General features: G+C 67.7%; 16 protein-coding genes. 8 read left to right on the plus strand and 8 right to left on the minus strand.

The features are described 5' to 3' along the window. Positions 1 to 11: 11 nt before the first annotated feature. The 5 genes from ACFVTE_RS10625 to ACFVTE_RS10645 all read right to left on the minus strand — a co-directional run bounded on the left by ACFVTE_RS10625 (position 12) and on the right by ACFVTE_RS10645 (position 4,934). Positions 12 to 524, minus strand: coding sequence for a cupin domain-containing protein (locus ACFVTE_RS10625; protein WP_387100070.1), 513 nt, complete (start codon positions 522 to 524; stop codon positions 12 to 14). A 79-nt stretch (positions 525 to 603) separates the two neighbouring features. Continuing rightward, entirely contained in the window at positions 604 to 1,953 is a 1,350-nt protein-coding gene (locus tag ACFVTE_RS10630) for an LLM class flavin-dependent oxidoreductase (protein WP_387100072.1), read from the minus strand. Positions 1,954 to 2,059: 106 nt separating this feature from the next. After that, a complete protein-coding gene (locus tag ACFVTE_RS10635; RefSeq protein WP_387100074.1) occupies positions 2,060 to 2,824 on the minus strand; it encodes an ABC transporter ATP-binding protein in 765 nt (254 codons plus the stop codon). Then, positions 2,800 to 3,777 (minus strand): ABC transporter permease, encoded by a 978-nt coding sequence (locus tag ACFVTE_RS10640; protein ID WP_387100077.1) that lies wholly within the window; start codon positions 3,775 to 3,777, stop codon positions 2,800 to 2,802. The genes ACFVTE_RS10635 and ACFVTE_RS10640 overlap by 25 nt, the downstream gene beginning before the upstream one ends. Further along, positions 3,774 to 4,934, minus strand: coding sequence for an ABC transporter substrate-binding protein (locus ACFVTE_RS10645; RefSeq protein ID WP_387100080.1), 1,161 nt, complete (start codon positions 4,932 to 4,934; stop codon positions 3,774 to 3,776). Before ACFVTE_RS10645 ends, ACFVTE_RS10640 begins: the two co-directional genes overlap by 4 nt. A gap of 377 nt (positions 4,935 to 5,311) precedes the next feature. Here ACFVTE_RS10645 and ACFVTE_RS10650 point away from each other — a divergent pair, with 377 nt between their 5' ends. The 3 genes from ACFVTE_RS10650 (at position 5,312) to ACFVTE_RS10660 (ending at position 7,981) form a co-directional block, all read left to right on the plus strand. After that, positions 5,312 to 5,824, plus strand: a complete 513-nt coding sequence (locus ACFVTE_RS10650; RefSeq protein WP_387100082.1) for a GNAT family N-acetyltransferase — start codon at positions 5,312 to 5,314, stop codon at positions 5,822 to 5,824. Positions 5,825 to 5,865: 41 nt separating this feature from the next. Beyond that, entirely contained in the window at positions 5,866 to 6,249 is a 384-nt protein-coding gene (locus ACFVTE_RS10655; RefSeq protein ID WP_387100084.1) for a RidA family protein, read from the plus strand. Between the two features lie 160 nt (positions 6,250 to 6,409). After that, positions 6,410 to 7,981 (plus strand): DUF222 domain-containing protein, encoded by a 1,572-nt coding sequence (locus tag ACFVTE_RS10660; protein WP_387100086.1) that lies wholly within the window; start codon positions 6,410 to 6,412, stop codon positions 7,979 to 7,981. Between the two features lie 100 nt (positions 7,982 to 8,081). On the opposite strand, the gene ACFVTE_RS10665 is transcribed toward ACFVTE_RS10660, so the two are convergent. Both ACFVTE_RS10665 and ACFVTE_RS10670 read right to left on the minus strand, forming a co-directional pair. Next, positions 8,082 to 8,744 carry a response regulator gene (locus ACFVTE_RS10665; protein WP_387100088.1) on the minus strand — a complete coding sequence of 221 codons (663 nt, stop codon included), beginning with the start codon at positions 8,742 to 8,744 and terminating at the stop codon, positions 8,082 to 8,084. A 62-nt stretch (positions 8,745 to 8,806) separates the two neighbouring features. Beyond that, on the minus strand, positions 8,807 to 10,546 hold the full coding sequence (locus ACFVTE_RS10670; RefSeq protein WP_387100090.1) for an ATP-binding protein: 1,740 nt from the start codon (positions 10,544 to 10,546) through the stop codon (positions 8,807 to 8,809). Between the two features lie 198 nt (positions 10,547 to 10,744). Between ACFVTE_RS10670 and ACFVTE_RS10675 the strand changes: the two genes are divergently transcribed. From ACFVTE_RS10675 to gatB, 4 genes are all read left to right on the plus strand, one after another. After that, positions 10,745 to 12,229: a CitMHS family transporter gene (locus tag ACFVTE_RS10675; protein WP_387100093.1), complete on the plus strand. Its 1,485-nt coding sequence runs from the start codon at positions 10,745 to 10,747 to the stop codon at positions 12,227 to 12,229. A gap of 190 nt (positions 12,230 to 12,419) precedes the next feature. Beyond that, the gene (gene gatC, locus ACFVTE_RS10680; protein WP_003802035.1) at positions 12,420 to 12,716 is read left to right on the plus strand and encodes an Asp-tRNA(Asn)/Glu-tRNA(Gln) amidotransferase subunit GatC; all 297 of its coding nucleotides are present in this window, start codon (positions 12,420 to 12,422) and stop codon (positions 12,714 to 12,716) included. A 3-nt stretch (positions 12,717 to 12,719) separates the two neighbouring features. Then, on the plus strand, positions 12,720 to 14,291 hold the full coding sequence (gatA, locus tag ACFVTE_RS10685) for an Asp-tRNA(Asn)/Glu-tRNA(Gln) amidotransferase subunit GatA (protein WP_387100095.1): 1,572 nt from the start codon (positions 12,720 to 12,722) through the stop codon (positions 14,289 to 14,291). Beyond that, positions 14,291 to 15,796, plus strand: a complete 1,506-nt coding sequence (gene gatB, locus ACFVTE_RS10690) for an Asp-tRNA(Asn)/Glu-tRNA(Gln) amidotransferase subunit GatB (protein ID WP_387100098.1) — start codon at positions 14,291 to 14,293, stop codon at positions 15,794 to 15,796. Before gatA ends, gatB begins: the two co-directional genes overlap by 1 nt. Before the next feature lie 79 nt (positions 15,797 to 15,875). On the opposite strand, the gene ACFVTE_RS10695 is transcribed toward gatB, so the two are convergent. After that, positions 15,876 to 16,784, minus strand: a complete 909-nt coding sequence (locus tag ACFVTE_RS10695) for a LysR family transcriptional regulator (protein WP_354263396.1) — start codon at positions 16,782 to 16,784, stop codon at positions 15,876 to 15,878. 133 nt (positions 16,785 to 16,917) lie between these two features. On the opposite strand from ACFVTE_RS10695, the gene tdh reads away from it, so the two are divergent. Continuing rightward, positions 16,918 to 17,964, plus strand: a complete 1,047-nt coding sequence (gene tdh, locus ACFVTE_RS10700) for an L-threonine 3-dehydrogenase (RefSeq protein ID WP_387100100.1) — start codon at positions 16,918 to 16,920, stop codon at positions 17,962 to 17,964. Positions 17,965 to 18,014 lie beyond the last annotated feature (50 nt).

Genomic DNA, 18,014 nt, shown 5'->3' on the forward strand with positions numbered 1-18,014 from the left:
ATGCGCGCGGTTCACATCCGCGGCGGCGTCAGGTTGTAGCGCGCAATAATGTCCGGCAGCCACGGCGCCTCGGCGAAGCGCAGCCCGAAGTGGGCCGCGAGTTTCTCGACCGTCTCGGGGTCCGGCAGTCCGGCTTCGATGTGGTTGGCCAGGCCCCAGAAGAAGTGCTCAAATCCGGCCGGACTGATCACCTCGATCATGCGGGCGGGCACCTTGCCCGCGTTCCACATGGTGTGAAGTTCGTTCCGTGGCTTGGTGATGTACCCGCCTGCACCCAGGACCGCCTCGCGGTCACCGGACCGGAATCCTATTTCGCCCTCGATGACGATCGAGTACTCGTCTTCGCGGGTGTGGATGTGCGGCGGCACCAGCGCGCCCACCGGGAACGGGTGCTCCACGATGGACAGTTGCTGGTTGGTGTCCTCGCCAAAGAGCTTGAACACGACGCCGATGCCGCCGAGCGGTGCTTCCCTGCCTTGTCCGGGCTGCACGACGGTAAGCCGCGGAGCCCCTTCCTCGTTCATGGGCTCTTCCCTTCATTCCATTGCACCGCGAGTGTTGAACATGCGGTGCAGGAATTATGGTCCCGGCGGGCGTCCGGGTCTACACCGAATTCAAAGCGAGAGCACCGGAGTACCGGTTCAGCGGCCGCTCCAGGCCGTAGTGCCCGCGCAGCGTGTTGCCGGTGTATTCGGCACGGAACAGGCCTCTGGCCCGGAGTACCGGAACCACGTGGTCCACGAACGTTTCCAGCCCCGACGGGAGCACCGCGGGCATGATGTTGAAACCGTCCGCGGCGCCGTTCCGGAACCACAGTTCGATGGCGTCTGCCACCTGCTCCGGCGTCCCTGTGAAGGTCCGGTGCCCGCGCCCGCCGCCAAGCCGGGCGATGAGCTGCCTGACGGTCAGGTTCTCCCGGCGGGCCAGCTGGACGATCAGCGTGTACCGGCTCTTCGCGCCCTCGATCTCATCTTCATTGGGAAGATCCGCCGGAAGCAGGCGGTCCAGGGCAAGATCATCCGGATCCACCCGCAGCGTCTTGGCCAGCTGCGCCCTCGCGTACTCCGGCTTGATGAGGTCCTCGAGTTGCTGGTCCAGCCTCCGGGCTTCGCTTTCGGTGGACCCGATCACCGGCACGATGCCCGGGAGGATCTTGATCCCTTCCGGATCCCGCCCCGCGGCGGCGGCCCGGCTTTTCAGGTCGGAGTAGAAGGCCTGCGCATCGGCGAGGGTCTGCTGGGCGGTGAATACCGCCTCGGCGTACCTGGCAGCGAGGTCCTTGCCGTCGTCGGACGAGCCCGCCTGGACCAGCAGCGGATAGCCCTGCGGGGAGCGCGGGACGTTCAGCGGCCCCTGCACGCTGAAGTGCTTGCCTGTGTGGTTGATGGGCCTGACCCTGCCGGGATCGGCCCAGATCCCGGACTCCTTGTCCGCGACCACGGCGTCGTCGTCCCAGCTGTCCCAAAGCTTGCCGGCCACATCGAGGAACTCCGCCGCCCGCTCGTAGCGCGCCGCATGGGACGGCTGGTCTTCGATGCCGAAGTTGCGCGCGGCGTCAGGGCCCGCCGTCGTCACCACATTCCAGCCGGCGCGGCCACCGCTGACCACGTCGACGGAGGCGAAACGCCGGGCCAGGTTGTAGGGATCGTTGTACGTGGTGGAGGCCGTGGCGATCAGGCCGATCTTCTCCGTTACCGCCGCCAGGGCCGTCAGGAGCACCGTGGGCTCCAGCCGCCCGGCGGGCCGCCGGCCCACGTCGCCGAAGATCACGGGGGAGTCGGCGAAGAAGACGGAGTCGAACTTGCCGCGTTCCGCGATGGTTGCCAGGTTCTGGAAGTGGCGGACGTCGGTCCCCGCCAGGGGATCGCTTTCCGGCAGCCGCCAGGATGCCTCGTGGTGGCCGGTGCTCATCAGGAAGGCGTTCAGGTGCAGCGTGCGTTCGGGAGTGCTCATGGTTCGGTCCTTTTCGAAAGTGTCTGGCTGTCGACGTGCCGGGGCGTGGGCGTCTGGGCTGGACGGTCTGGCTGGAGTTCCGGGCGGCAGTTCTAGGCGGCGGTTTCTAAGCAGCCGCTTCTACGCGGTGCCGGTCCACACCCAGGGCTCCCAGCAGGTCGGAGTGCACCCCCGCAAAGCCGGCGTCGTCCGGGGCACGGTTGGTTCCTGAAATGACCTTCCGTTCCAGCGCCACCTTGCCGTGGTCCAGCACGACGATGCGGTCCGCCAGCGCGATCGCTTCATCCACGTCGTGGGTGACCAGCAGCACGGCAGGCTGATGGGCGGCCACCAGGTCCGCCAGCAGGCTGTGCATCTTGAGCCGGGTCAGCGCATCCAGCGCCCCGAAGGGCTCATCCGCAAGCAGCAGTTCGGGATCGCGGACCAGGGATCTGGCCAGCGCAACGCGCTGCTGTTCCCCGCCGGAGAGTTGATGGGGCCACGCCCTTTCGCGTCCGGCGAGTCCCACTTCGGCGAGCGCACGGCGGCCGCGTTCTTCGGCGTCGTGGTCCTGCAGGCCCAGCGTGACGTTACCCAGCACTGAGTCCCAGGGGAGCAACCGGGAGTCCTGGAAGACCACCGAGACTTTGGCGGGCACGGTCACCGTTCCGCTTCCGCTGACCTCATGATCCAGTCCGGCGAGGGCGCGGAGCAGGGTGCTTTTCCCGCAGCCGCTGGGACCCAGCAGTGCCACAAACTCGCCGGCGGCGATGTCGAGGTCCACACCGTTCAGGACGCCCTTCGGTCCGTAGCCGCGGATGAGGCCGCGCACGCTGACCGTTGCTGTCGGGGTCACGGCGGTCGGGGTCAGCCGGCCATCGTTCGTTGCCATGAAAGTGCCTTTCGTTGCAGGAGTTGGACGGCGCCGTCCGAGAGGAGTCCGAGGATTCCGTAGACGGCCAGGCCGAGGACGATGATGTTGGTTTGGCCGTAGGTTCGGGCGAGCTCCATCATGTAGCCGATGCCGCTGGTTGAATTGATCTGTTCGACGACGACGAGGGAGACCCATGCGCCGGTCACCGCAAAGCGCAGACCGAGGAAGAACCCCGGCAGGGCTCCCGGCAACACGACTCTTTTGATGAATGCCAGGCGGCTCAGCCGCACTGTCTGGGCCAGCTCCACGTATTTGGTTTCGATGCTGCGCAGTCCGGCGTGGGTCTGCAGGTAGATCGGGACGAACACACCCAGGGTGATGGTGAGGACCTTCATGGTCTCGTCGATCCCGAACCAAAGGACAAGCAGGGGCAGGAGCGCCAGTGACGGGATGGCTCTCTTGATCTGTACCGGCCCGTCTATCAGGGCCTCGCCCACTCTGCTAAGCCCGGCAGCAAGGGCGAGGACCACGCCGAGGACGATTCCGAAGAACAGCCCCAGGGCCGCCCGCTGGGCAGAAATTCCGAGGTGCTCCTGCAGTTTCCCGGCGGCCAGCTGTTCACCGGCGGTGGCGACGACGGTCCAGGGCCCGGAGAGGATGCGCGGGTCGAGCAGGCCCGTGCCGGAGGCGAGGCACCAGGCGGCCAGAAGCAGTGCCGGGCCGGCGAGGGCGGCGAACCGGCGCCGCGGACCCGGGCCCAGCCGCCGGGTCAGCGGCCGGCGGTCCGGGGCGCCGGAACTGTCGGAATTTCCGTTGCCTGATTCGTTGCGTTGTTTCCCATTGTTGGAATCGTCGCTGTTGGGCTTCCGGTCGCTGGGTTCGCCGTTGTTGGGTTCCCGACCTGGCTGGCCGGTGCCGGCAGGCCGGGAAACGCCGGCGGCCAGTTTCCGGACCAGCACTCCGGCGGTCATGGCCGGGCCCCGGTGGTTGCGGCAGATGGAGTGGCCGCCGGGGCCGGTGCTGCAGGCGAGGCACCGGAGATTGCAGCAGAGCCATCTGCAAAGGCGGTGCCGCCGATCGACTCAAACCGGACGTCGTAGAGCTTGTGGGCGTCAAACGGCGGCTTCTGCTGTTCGCGGGCCAGCAGATCGATGGTCTCCTGGTGACGGGCGATGGCATCTGTCCACGAGGTGGGGATGTCCTTCCGTCCGGCGGCCTTGATGAGGTAGTCGCCGTCCTCTGCGCTGAGGTTCTGGTTGCGGACGTAGTACCCGTCACGCCATTCTTTGGGGTGGTCCTCGATCCAGCGCTGCGCGGCACCCCAGCGCTGCACGTATTCACGCAGGGCGGCCGCCTTGGCCGGGTCCTGCAGCACCTGGACCGGAGCGTAGAGGTGGCCGGGATCGTCGCGGAGGCCGTGCTTGATGGTGGTGGCGCCTTCGCCGCCGTACTTGGCCAGGTAGCGCTTGATATTGACCCCGCCCAAGGGAGCGGCATCCACCTGCTTTGCCGCCAGGGCAGTGGGGTAGACGTCCCCTGTGCTGGGCAGCTCCACGAGCTTCACGTCGCTCTGCTTGAGCCCTGCCTTTTCCAGGATCCGCAGGACCAGCGCGCCCTGTGCCTGGCCGGGGCTGTAGGCGATTTTCTTTCCCCGGAGGTCGGCCAGGCTGCTGATGCCGGCCTTGGGTGCAATGCCGAGTTCGTAGACGGGGAATCGGACCGCATTGGCGCGGTACTGGCTCGCAATGATCTTCACGTCCAGGCCGGTCCACGTGGCGTGGATCGGCGGGATGTCCGCCACGGAGCCGACGTCGAGGGCCTTGGCGCGGAACGCCTCAGTGGTCTGCGGGCCGCCGGACAGGTTGGCGAACTTGATGGGGAAGGTGAACTTGTCGATCTGCCCGGACAGTTCCAGGGCGACCTGAGTGGTCGGATCGCCCACCACCAGTTCGGTGCCGGCCGGAACCTGTGAGGCCAGCGGCGCCTTCAATGCATCGGAGTCTGTTTCGCCGGCCGCAGTGGCCTGGACGCTGCAGGCTGTCAGCGCGGCGATGGCGGGAAGAGCAATGGACCAGGCCAGCAGCTGGCGGCGGGTGGGACGTTTCGGATGGTCTAAGTGCGGCGGCATGGGGATCCTCCTCAGTTGGCGGTGCGGGTGGGTGGACACCACTAAACACGCGCATGAGCACGGGAGCCAGCGTGCGGGTCGCAAGCCGAAACCGCCGGAAACTCCCGGAAATCCGCCGCAAGAAAGCCGCAACGTCAGGTTATTCGGAGCCTTCCGGGGCCTCCCTTCGTAACACCGGCAGGCTCCTTTGGAGAGCGGCGCGGACGCGGCCCCGGAAAGTCCCCGGACCGTCGTCGGGCATGGCTCCCGGGCCGTCGTCGGGCTGCCCGGAATGGTCCCGGGCCGCGGGGAAGCGCCGCCGTCGGGACCGTGATAGTTCAGTCACGGAAACAGCTGTTTCGCAGGGCGCATCGGTTGCCTGGCACTACCATTGACGGGTGCAGCCGCAGATCACCGTCCGTCCCGCCGTCCCCGCCGACTTTGGGGCAATCGCCCGCATCACCCGGGACGCCTATCTGGCGGCCGGCTACTTCGAGACCGCGGACCATCCGTACATGAAGCAGATCCAGGACGTGGCCACGCGGGCAGAACGGGCCACCATCTGGGTGGCGGAGCGCACCGGCACGATTGTCGGCTCGGTGACGCTGGCCCTGGCAGGTGAGAAGTATGCCGATATCGCGCTGGACGACGAGCTTGAGTTCCGCATGCTGGTGGTGGATCCGGCCGTGCAGCGCAGCGGTGCCGGCCTGGCCCTGGTCGAAGCGATCATTGCGCACGCAAGGTCGCTGGACGGGATACATGCGGTGGCACTGACCACCGGCGGGGACTGGGAGAGCGCCCACGGGCTGTACCGGAAGACAGGCTTCCGGCGGGTGCCCGAGCGCGACTGGTATGTGCCCGGCACTGACATAAAGCTGTTGGTTTTCAGGCTGGAGGTCCGGCCCGCCTAGAGTGGAGCCGACTTAAAACCCCAAGTGAAAGGCGCAGCAGCATGCGCAAGACGTTCGGCACCGGCTCAGTCTGGGAACAGAAGCTCGGCTACTCCCGCGCGGTCCAGGTGGACAACACCCTTTACATCTCGGCCACCGCTGCCAGCGGCGAGAACGGCATCGTCGGCAGCGACTTCTACGAGCAGACCCAGTTCATCCTGCAGAAGCTTGAGACCGTCCTGGCCGACGCCGGATTCGCGCTCGCCGACGTCGTTCAGTCCAAGCTGTACCTGACGGACATCAGCAAGTGGGAGGACGCCGGACGTGCGCACGGCGAAGTCTTCGGCGAGATCCGCCCCACGCTGTCGCTGGTCCACGTGCTGCCGTTCCTGGATCCGGAAATGCTCGTGGAAATCGAGCTCGTCGCCCAGAAGAGCGCTAGCTAGCACCTCCACCAGGCGCGAACTGGCAGGTAATGCCCTCAAATCCCGATTTTGAGGGCATTACCTGCCAGTTCGCGCTTTGTTTTTCCCGACGCCGGTCGCTGGACCAGGTGCCTAACCTGCCCGGCGCTAAATTGTCAGTGCTCGGTGAGATGCTTCGGGTATGGAAAGCAGTGCTGCTGTCGAGACGATGGAGGCCATCGACGCCTCTACTCCGGTGCTGGCTGTGTTCGTTGACCGCGCGGCAGGAAACGTCCCCCTGCAGGACGACCCTGCGCCTTCCCATGTTGACCCTTTGCGGGAGCAGGCGGATGCGTGTTTGGACGGGCTGCACGAGGTGGCCAAGGTGGAGGCCCGCCTCGCGGCCCTGAAGGTCCAGCTCACGGCCGGATACGCCAACGCCGAGAAGGCCATGGCGTCGCCGGCCGAGTCCCCGCAGGACCGCATGGTCAGGGAGATGGCTGTGACCTCGGAGATCGCGTGTGTGCTGACCATCAGCGAGCGCGCCGCCAGCGCCCTGCTGGTCGAGGCCCTTGAGCTGACCACAGTCCGGCCACTGACGCTATCGGGGCTGCAGGCAGGGTCCCTGTCGTGGCAGCACGCCCGGATCATGGTCGACGAAACCGCGAACCTCGATCCGGCCGGGGCAGCAGCGTTGGAGGCGCATTTCCTGGACCCGGACGCGCCGGACCCCGCCCGCGGTTGCCCGGCAGGGGAGCTCGTCCCGTGCCGGTTCCGGGCGAAGGTGCGTACCTGGCGGGAGCGGCACCACCCGGTCAGCATCGAAAAACGGCACGCCCGTTCGGCGGCGGACCGTCGGGTGGAGTACGCCCCGGACCGGGACGGGATGGCCTGGCTCTCGGCCTACCTGCCCGCGGACCAGGCGGCCGGGATCTGGGACCGCACCACCGCAGCCGCCCGCGTCATGCAAGGACCCGACGAAACCCGGACCCTCACCCAACTCCGCGCCGACGCCGCCTCAACCTGGCTCCTCACCGCCGGCCTCGAACCTGAAGCAGGCCTCACCGAGGTAGCCGGCGGCGGCGCTGTTGACGACCGCCTCCCCGGCCAAGTTCCGGCCGGTTTGGTTCCCGCCGGTGGCGTGCCCTCGCCCGCGGCCCAGGTCCTGGTCACCGTTCCGGCGCTCTCCCTGCTCGGCCTGACCGAGGAACCCGCCATGCTCAGCGGCTACGGGCCGATCCCGCCCTCCATGGCCCGCGCACTCGTCGCGGACGCCCCGTCCTTCCGCAGAGTGCTGACCGACCCCCATGACGGAGCACCACTGGAAATCGGACGGACCAGCTACCGCATCCCCAAGCCCATGCGGCAGTGGCTCCGGCTTCGGGACGCGAAATGCACGTTCCCCAACTGCAACAACCACTCCCTGGACAACGACGCCGACCACCTTCTCGCCTGGGCCCGCGGCGGACCCACCGGAATCAGCAACCTTGCCCAGCCCTGCCCAAAACACCACCGCCTCAAACACAACACCGCCTGGACACCCACCGCCGCCAGCGCCAACGACCCACCCGGCTGGACCTCGCCCACCGGCCGCCACTACCCCAGCGAACAACCCGACTGGGAACCACCCCGCTGGCCACCACACATCCACGCCCTACTCAAGGCACTTGACCCAGTCGTGCCTGATCAACCCCGTGTGCCCCAAAGCACCGACCTGCCCGAAAGCTCCGCTCCTCCCGGGACTGCGCCCGGGACAGGCAGGGAAGCAGCCTAAAAGGCGGGTTCGTGCCGAGCGGCGGGGCCTCAGGCTCAAACTGGCAGGTAATGCCCTCAAATTCCGGTTTTAAGGGCGTTACCTGCCAGTTCGCGCGCCTCTAGGAACCCGGGAGGCCGTAGCGGTGTTCGGGCCGGCCCGTGGTGCCGTAACGGAGCTGGATCTCGACGGCGCCGTCGTCCGCCAGCGAGGACAGGTACCGCTGGGCGGTTGCCCGGGACACGCCAACGCGGCCTGCGACGTCGGCCGCCGAGTACTGCTCGCCGGGAACCAGCGACTCCAGCACCGCCGCCTCCGTCGCCGAACGCGGCTTGGCCGACGGTGAGACGTCGCCCGGAATGAGCGCCCGCTTTGCCCGCTCCACGGTGTCCTGGTCCAAAGCTCCGGGCTGGCCAAGGATCCGCCGGTACCGGGCATAGGACCGAAGTTGCTGGGACAGCGACTCGGCGGTGAACGGCTTGAGCAGGTATCCGAGGGCGCCGCGCCGGAACGCGGTCCGCAGCGACGCGGCGTCCGATGCCGCGCTGAGGATCATCGTGTCCACGTCCAGCTGGTGCAGGAGGTCCAGGCCGGAGGCGTCCGGCAGGTACACGTCCAGCAGCACCAGGTCCGGGCGCAGGCTGTGGATGGACTGCAGTGCCAGCGACGCCGAACCCGCCGGCGGCAGCGCCAGGAACCCTGCCACGGAATCCACATAGGCAGCGTGGAGCTTGGCGACGTGGAAGTCGTCATCCACGATCAGCACCCTGAAATCCTCAGACATCCTCGTCCTTCCGTCCGGTCTCCATCAGTCTTGTCCGGCGCCCAGCAAGCGTTGCGCGCCCATCAGGCTTTCCGCGCGGTTGTGGCCGCAGTGGTGGTGCCGGGCAGCGTGGCCATGAACACGGCGCCCGGGCCACCGACGTTCCCCGGCTCCAGCACCGTCACGTCGCCTCCGCGCCGCCGGGCCAGCTGACGCGCCAAGGCAAGGCCCAGCCCCTGGCCGCCGCCAGCTCGGACGGCTCCCCGCACACCATTGCCGGCCGCCGTCGTAAACCCTTCTGCGAATACCGCCTCGGGAGTGCTGCCCTCCGGCAGCCCGTCGCCGGAATCGGCGACGACGACGTGCAGCGTACCGCCGCCGTCGCCCTCGCTATCCAACAGCTCAAGCTCCACCCAGCGCTCCGCGGCCGTGCCGGCCACCGCCGCGTTGACCGCGTTGTCGATCAGGTTACCCAGCACCGTGGTGACGTCCTGCGGCTCCGTCACCTGGCCGCGGACCAGGGTTTCCGGCCCGATCCGCAACGATACCCCGCGCTCATCGGCCTCCACGCCCTTCGCGCCGATGAACGCCTGCAGATACGGGTCCTGCAGCAGTTCGGCCTGGTCCACGGGGAATTTCAGCGGACCCGTGGCGGCGAGCTTCTCAAGGTAGTCGCGCGCCTGCTGGTGCTGGCCGATGCTCATGAACCCGGCGATCGTATGCAGCTGGTTGGCGAACTCGTGCCGCTGGGCACGCAGGGCAGTGGACATGGTTCCCACCGCGTCGAGCTGCCGGGTCAGGTGCTGGAGCTCCGTGCGGTCGCGCAGCATGACCACCCAGCCCAGGTCTTCGCGGCGGTGCAGCGCCTTCCGGGCACTGGCCACCAGGACCTGTTCGCCGGCGACCAGCTCCACCGCCTCGCCCTCCCGGGCATCCGGCAGGGTCAGTGCCTTAAGCTGGGCCGGCACCGGTGCGTCCTGCCATAGCTGGCCCGCGAGGTCGGGCTGGCAGAGGAGGCGCTGGGCTGCGGCGTTGAACACGCTGATCCGGCCGTCGGCGGAGATGCCCACCACACCCTCGTCCACGCCCTCGAGGACCGCCACCTGGTCATGCACCAACGCGCCGATTTCCTCGGGTTCCAGCCCGAGTGTGAGCCGCTGCAGCCGGCGCCTGAGCAGGAACGACGCCAGGACCCCGGCGGCCAGCGAGCCGGCCGCGGTCAGCACGATCGGCACGATGTCCCGGGCCAGGCTCTGCCCGATGGACTCGGTGGAATAGCCAACGCTGACCTCGCCCACTACGGTCCGGGAACCTGAGCCAGTCCCCGCACCGGAAGATGCGTCCGGTGCGAACACCGGGACCTTCGCGCCGGCCGACGGGCCCAGCGTGCCGGTGTTGCGGGTGGTCACCTCGCGGCCGGCAAGCGCCTCGGACGGGTCAGTACTGACCCGCTCACCCAGCCGGTCGGCGTCGGGATGGGCCAGCCGCAGCCCTGTCTCGTCGGTGATCACCACGAACAGGGCGCCGGTGCGGGTGCGGGCGCCCTCGGCCACCGCCATGAGCGGCCCGGCCTTCAGCTCCGCGGGCGGGGGAGTGCCCGCCTGCCGGCTGATGGCCTGCACGTTGGCCCGCACCGAAGGGTCCGAGGCCACGGTCCGGGCGAGGGTCAGTGCCTGGTTTTCCGCCTCGCGGCCCAGCCGTTCAAAGGTCAGCCACGCATGTACCGCGCCGCTGAGGAGCACAACGAGCAGAACCACGCCCAGCTGCAGGAGCAGTGTCTGGGTGGAGAACCTGAGCGGAAGCCTGCCGGCTGGGCTCATCATGGCACTCCTCTGTGTGTCGAACGGCTGCAGGCTGCCGTTCCAGGCTGGCAGCAGGGCGTTTGAGCAAAATGCGCAAAATGCTCCCAATAAGCAGTATGCCAATCAATTGAGCCAAAGGCACTGCCGTGATCGGGGCCACTCTAACCTCTGTAGTACGCATCACACCGGGGTGGTGCCGTTCACTAAAAGGAGCCGGCTGTGCTGGTATTACTTGGATTCGCCATGATCGCGGTTTTCATGGTGCTGATCATGACGAAGAAGTTGACGCCAGTGCTGGCGCTGATCATCGTCCCCACCGTTTTCGGTCTTTTCGCTGGCGCCGGCCTCGGCATCGGCGACATGGTCATGGACTCGATGAAGTCCATGACCTCCACCGCGGCGCTGCTGATGTTCGCCATCATCTACTTCGGCCTGATGATCGACGTCGGGCTGTTCGACCCGCTGGTCCGGTTCATCCTGCGCAAGCTCGGCAATGACCCCGCCAAGGTGGTCCTGGGCACGGCACTGCTCGCGGCTGCCGTATCCCTGGACGGCGACGGCTCCACCACCTTCATCCTCACCACCGCGGCCATGCTGCCGATCTACCTCCGGCTGAAGATGAGCCCGGTCGTCCTCACCTGCGTTGCCGGCCTGGCCAACGGCACCATGAACATCGTTCCCTGGGGCGGCCCCACCGCCCGCGCCGCCAGCGCCCTGAAGATCGACGTCAACGAGGTCTTCGTCCCCATGATTCCGTCGCTGGTCGCCGGCCTCGCCGTCGTCCTGGTCTTCGCCTGGATCCTGGGCCTGCAGGAACGCAACCGTCTCCGCGCCACGCAGCCGGAGATCTGGGGAACGCCGGAAACGGCAGAAGGGTTCGACGGCGGTACTCCCGCCGGCGGCGGCCGCACCGGCCGCGGTGGTTCGGTCCGTGGTTCCGCACCTGTTCCCGCAACGGGCGGCCCCGCCGTCGGCGGTTCCCCCGAAGGTTCCTCGGTTGCCGTCCTGGAACGCACCGAGATCCTCGTCGACGACACCGACACCGCCATGGCCGACACCGCCCTGGACCCCAACCGCAAGACCCTGCGCCCCAAGCTGCAGTGGTTCAACCTGGCCCTCACCGTCGCCGTCATGGGCATGCTCGTCGCCGACCTCGTGCCCCTGCCGTACGTCTTCATGGTGGGCTCGGCCATCGCCCTGCTGGTGAACTTCCCGCATGTCAAGGACCAGGGCGCCCAGCTCATTGCCCACGCGCCGTCGATCGTGGCCGTCGTCAGCATGGTTATGGCCGCCGCCGTCCTCACCGGCGTCCTGAAGGGCACCGGCATGGTCGAGGCCATGTCCGCCTGGCTGGTGCAGATCATCCCGTCCAGCATGGGCCCGCTCATGGCAGTCATCACCGGCGTCCTCAGCATCCCCATGACGTTCTTCATGAGCAACGACGCCTTCTACTTCGGCGTGCTGCCCGTCCTGAGTGAGACGGCCGCCCACTACGGCATCAGCGGCGCCGAGATGGCCCGCGCTTCCATCACCGGCCAGCCGTTCCACATGCAGAGCCCGCTGGTCCCCGCCATCCTCCTGCTGGTCTCCCTGGCCAAGGTAGACCTGGGCGACCACCACAAAAAGGTCCTCTGGCGCAGCGCAGTCGTCGCCCTGGTCATGCTGGCAGTAGCAATCCTGACCGGAGCCATCGGCATCCACTAAGGAGACTAGACAGCAGAAACAAGCATCGCGGGGTCACTTGCCGCCCAATCCGGACCTTCGGATGGGCGCTAAGTGACCCCGCGTTGCTTGTTGTCCCGCTCCGTGGCCGGAAGGTGAGTAGCAGGAAAGCGGCAGGGCAACGTGACAGTAGACTAGTTCGGAAACCCATTCCGAACTTGCAGGGAGATCCATGGCTGCGATCAACCGTGACGACGTCGCGCACCTAGCGCGGCTCGCGCACATTGAGATGAGTGCTGAAGAGCTGGACAGGATGGCCGGCGAACTTGCCGTCATCGTGGACGCGGTTAAGTCCGTGAGCGAGGCCGCCGGCGACGGCGTTCCGGCTACTTCGCACCCGATTCCGCTGAGCAACGTGTTCCGCGAGGACGAGGTGGGCCACACCTTCACCGCGGAGCAGGCACTCTCCGGCGCTCCGGACTCGGACGCAGACCGCTTCAAGGTCCCGGCAATCCTGGATGAGGACTAGAACATGACTGAAACCAACAGCACGGAACTCATCCGTCTTTCCGCAGCCCAGCTGGCCGCGAAGCTCGCCGCCGGTGAGGTCACCGCCGTCGAGGTCACCCAGGCGCACCTGGACCGCATCGCCGCCGTCGACGGGGGAGAACGCGGCGTCAACGCGTTCCTGCACGTCAACACCGAGGAAGCACTCGCCGTCGCCGCCGAGGTGGACGCCATCCGCGCCGCCGGCGGGCAGGCCGCCGAGGAGCTGCACGAGCTCGCCGGCGTTCCGATCGCCGTCAAGGACCTCATCGTCACCATCGGCCAGCCCACCACGGCCGGCTCCAAGATTCTCGAAGGCTGGCACAGCCCGTACGACGCCACGGTCGTCAAGAAGCTGCGCGCCGCCAAGATGCCGATCCTGGGCAAGACCAACCTGGACGAGTTCGCCATGGGCTCCTCCACCGAGCACTCGGCCTTCGGCCCCACCCGCAACCCGTGGGACCTGGACCGCATCCCCGGCGGTTCGGGCGGCGGCTCCGCTGCCGCCGTCGCCGCCTTCGAAGCGCCGCTGGCGCTCGGCACAGACACCGGCGGATCCATCCGCCAGCCCGGCGCCGTCACCGGCACCGTGGGCGTCAAGCCCACCTACGGCGGCGTGTCCCGCTACGGTGCCATCGCCATGGCATCCTCGCTGGACCAGATCGGCCCGGTCTCGCGCACCGTCCTGGACTCGGCGCTGCTGCAGCAGGTCATCGGCGGCCACGATCCGCACGACTCCACCTCCCTGCCGGACCCGCTGGGCGACCTCGTTGCGGCGGCGCGCCTCGGCAACGTCGACGGCATGAAGATCGGCATCATCAAGGAACTCCACGGCGAGGGCTACCAGGCCGGCGTCGAGAACCGTTTCAACGAGTCCCTCGAGCTGCTCAAGGAGGCCGGGGCCGAGATCGTCGAGGTCTCCTGCCCCAACTTCAAGTACGCCCTCGGCGCCTACTACCTGATCATGCCGTCCGAGGCGTCCTCCAACCTGGCCAAGTTCGACGGCGTCCGCTATGGCCTGCGCGTGCTCCCCGAGGATCCGCCCCTGACCATCGAACGCGTCATGGGTGCCACCCGCGCCGCCGGCTTCGGCGACGAGGTCAAGCGCCGCATCATCCTGGGCACGTACGCGCTGTCCGCCGGCTACTACGACGCCTACTACGGCTCCGCACAGAAGGTCCGCACGCTCATCCAGCGCGACTTCGAGGCTGCCTTCGCCAAGGCCGACGTGCTGATCTCCCCGACGGCCCCCACCACGGCCTTCAAGCTCGGCGAGAAGCTCAACGACCCGCTGGCCATGTACCTCAACGACGTCGCCACCATTCCCGCCAACATGGCCGGCGTCCCCGGCCTGTCCCTGCCCGGCGGCCTGGCCGACGAGGACGGACTGCCCGTCGGTATCCAGCTGCTGGCGCCGGCCCGCGAGGATGCACGGCTCTACCGGGTGGGCGCTGTCCTGGAATCCCTGCTGGAAGCGAAGTGGGGCGGTCCGCTGCTGGCCAAGGCCCCCGAACTCGCCGCTTCGACTGCTGCTTCGAGCCACGGAGGTTCACACTGATGTCTGACGCAACCCTGAGCTTCGAAGAGGCCATGGAGAAGTACGACCCCGTCCTGGGGTTCGAGGTCCACGTGGAGCTCAACACCAAGACCAAGATGTTCTCCTCCGCTCCCAACGTGTTTGGCGACGAGCCCAACACCAACGTCAACGAGGTGGACCTGGGCATGCCAGGGGTCCTGCCGGTGGTGAACAAGACCGCGGTGGAGTCCTCCATTAAGATCGGCCTGGCACTGAACTGCAAGATCGCCGAATCCTGCCGCTTCGCCCGGAAGAACTACTTCTACCCGGACACCCCGAAGAACTTCCAGACGTCGCAGTACGACGAGCCGATCGCGTATGACGGCTACCTGGACATCGAACTCGAGGACGGCACCGTGTTCCGCGTCGACATCGAGCGCGCGCACATGGAAGAGGACGCCGGCAAGCTGACCCACCTCGGCGGCTCGGCCGGACGCATCCAGGGCGCTGAGTACTCGCTGGTGGACTACAACCGCGCCGGCGTTCCGCTCGTCGAGATCGTCACCAAGCCGATCGAGGGCGCCGGTTCCCGGGCCCCCGAGCTCGCCAAGGCCTACGTCGCCGCAGTGCGTGAAATCGTCAAGAACCTGGGTGTCTCGGACGCCAAGATGGAGCGCGGCAACGTCCGCTGCGACGCCAACGTCTCGCTGCGCCCGCACGGCCGCGAACGCTTCGGCATCCGCTCCGAGACGAAGAACGTAAACTCGCTGCGCGCCGTCGAACACGCCGTCCGTTACGAGATCCAGCGGCACGCCGCCGTCCTGGACTCCGGTGAGCCGGTGATTCAGGAAACCCGCCACTGGCACGAGGACACGCGCACGACGACGTCGGGCCGGGAAAAGTCCGACGCCGACGACTACCGCTACTTCCCGGAGCCGGACCTGGTTCCCGTTGTTCCCTCCAGGGAGTGGGTGGAGGAGCTCCGCGCGACCCTGCCCGAGCCGCCGGCCGAGCGCCGCAAGCGCCTGAAGCAGGACTGGGGCTACTCGGACCTGGAGTTCCGCGACGTCGTCAACGCCGGCGTGCTGGACGAGATCGAGGAAACCATCGCCGCCGGCGCCACGGCCTCCGTGGCCCGCAAGTGGTGGATGGGTGAGATCGTGGGCCGCGCCAAGGCCGCCGACGTCGACCCCGGCCAGCTCGGCATCGAACCGGCCACCATCGTGGAACTCAGCAAGATGGTGGAAGCGGGCAAGATCAACAACAAGATGGCCTCCCAGGTCCTCGACGGCGTGCTCGCTGGCGAGGGCACTCCGGCCGAGGTCGTCGCGAAGCGCGGCCTGGCCGTGGTCTCCGACGACGGCCCGCTCCTGGAAGCGATCGACGCGGCCCTGGCCGCGCAGCCCGACGTCGCGGAGAAGATCCGTGGCGGCAAGGTGCAGGCCATCGGCGCCATCGTCGGCGGTGTCATGAAGGCTACCCGCGGCCAGGCCGACGCCGGCCGCGTGCGCGAGCTGATCCTGGAGAAGCTTGGCGTCACCGCCTAGCCGCGTGTAACCCGATTCTGGGTCGCAGTTGTTGTCGTTTTGAGGGCTCATAACGACAACAACTGCGACCCAGTTGGGTTTAACCGTGGCTGAGGCGGGCCATGATGTCCTGCAGCGCCTCGCACACCACCCGGACCGACGCGCGCTTCAGGTTTTCCGGGCGCGCCAGGATATCGATCCGGCGCCGGGTGCTGATCCCGTGCAGTGGCCGCAGCACAATGTCCGGGTTCAGCACGGGCCGCGCCGTGTGCCGCGGCAGCAGGCCAATCACGCTGCCCGACGCCACCAGCGCTGCCACCGTGGAGTAGTCGTTGATCCGGTGCACGATGTTCAGCTCCCGGCTGGACACCGCGGCGACGGCGGACAGCACGTCCGCGGGGGAGTAGCCGGCGCGGCTGGTCACCCAGGGTTCACCGACGACGTCGGACGCCGTCAGCGCCGCCTGCCCGGCCAGCCGGTGGCCGGCCGGCAGTGCCACGTCCAGCGGCTCGTGCGCCAACGGAATAACTGCCACCCTTTCCTCCGGCCACTTGGGGCTGTGGTCCATCCGGTGGGCCAGCACCAGGTCATACCGCGCCGTCAGCGCGGGGAAGTCCTGCTGCGCCACGTCCTCGTCGGAGAGCAGCACCTTCGGCTTGTCCGGGCCGTCCAGCAGCCGGGCCAGCGGCGCAAACAGCGCCTGCCCCGCGCTGTGGAAACCGCTCACCGTCACCGGCGCCACCGTGGAGCTGTGGTACGCGCCGATCGCCATCCGCGCGTCGGCCATGGCGCTGACGACGGCGGCACCCGCGTCAGCCAGCACCTGGCCTGCCTCTGTGAGGACCAGGTTCCGGCCCTCCTTGCGCGTCAGCGGCACCTCGACGCTTTTCTGCAGCTGGGCGAGCTGCTGGGACACGGCCGACGGCGTGACGAGCAGGGTATCGGCCACGGCCTTGACACTTCCCAGCGCGCCAAGCTCCCGCAGCATTTCGAGCTGGTGGATCTCCATGCCGTCCATCCTATTCCTTAGCAATTCCTTAATCGTCGATTGAGAAAATTCCCCTTGTGCTAACGGGTCTGGAGTGGCTCTAATGAAGGGAGATTTCCCCGCATGCCACCGCATGCCGAACGTTAGGAAGCCAATGAAGGCCCTCTACAAGTCCGGCGCACACGCCGGGTTTGAACTGACCGACCGCCCGGAACCCGAGGCCGGATCCGGCGAGGTCAAGATCCGCGTGCTGACCACCGGCATCTGCGGAACGGACCTGCACATCCAGTCCTGGGACGCCTGGGCGCAGGGCATCATCGAGGCGCCGCTGATCGCCGGCCACGAGTTCTATGGCGAGGTGGTGGCCACGGGCGAGGACGTGCGCTACGTCAAGGTGGGCGACCGGGTATCCGGCGAAGGCCACATCGTCTGCGGGATCTGCCGCAACTGCCGCGCCGGCCGCCGCCAGATGTGCATCCACACGGTCAGCGTGGGCGTGCAGCGGGACGGGGCGTTCGCCGAGTACGTGGTCATCCCGGAAACGAACGTCTGGGTGCACCAGGACCCCTCCGTCACGCCCGAGCTCGGCGCCATCTTCGACCCCTTCGGCAACGCCGTGCACACCGCGCTGAGCTTCCCGCTGGTGGGCGAGGACGTGCTGATCACCGGCGCCGGACCGATCGGCCTCATGGCCATCGCCGTCGCCCGGCATGCAGGTGCCCGCAAGATCGCCATCACCGACGTCTCGGCACCGCGGCTCGAGCTCGCCCGGCAGCTCGGCGTGGACCTGGCCATTGACGTCTCCAAGACGCGGGTCCGCGAGGCGCAGCGGGAACTGGGCATGCGCGAGGGCTTCGACATCGGCCTGGAAATGTCCGGCCATCCCACGGCGCTGCCGGAGATGATCGACAACATGAACCACGGCGGACGCATCGCCATGCTGGGCCTCCCCAGCCAGTCCATCGACATCGACTGGGGCAAGGTGGTCACCCATATGCTGACCCTGAAGGGCATCTACGGCCGCGAGATGTTCGAGACCTGGTACGCCATGAGCGCCATGCTGTCCTCCAACCCCGCGGTGCACGCCAGCATCTCCGCCGTGGTCACTGACGTGCTGCCGGCCACCCAGTGGGAGAAGGGCTTCGAGATCGCGAAGGCTGGCGTCGGCGGCAAAGTGGTGCTCGACTGGTCCGAAGTCTGACCCACACCCCGGCCTGAAGATCGGGCCCGAAAAACCCGGCCGCCTGCCCA

This window comes from Arthrobacter sp. NPDC058097 (assembly GCF_042884885.1).
GTDB lineage: Bacteria > Actinomycetota > Actinomycetes > Actinomycetales > Micrococcaceae > Arthrobacter.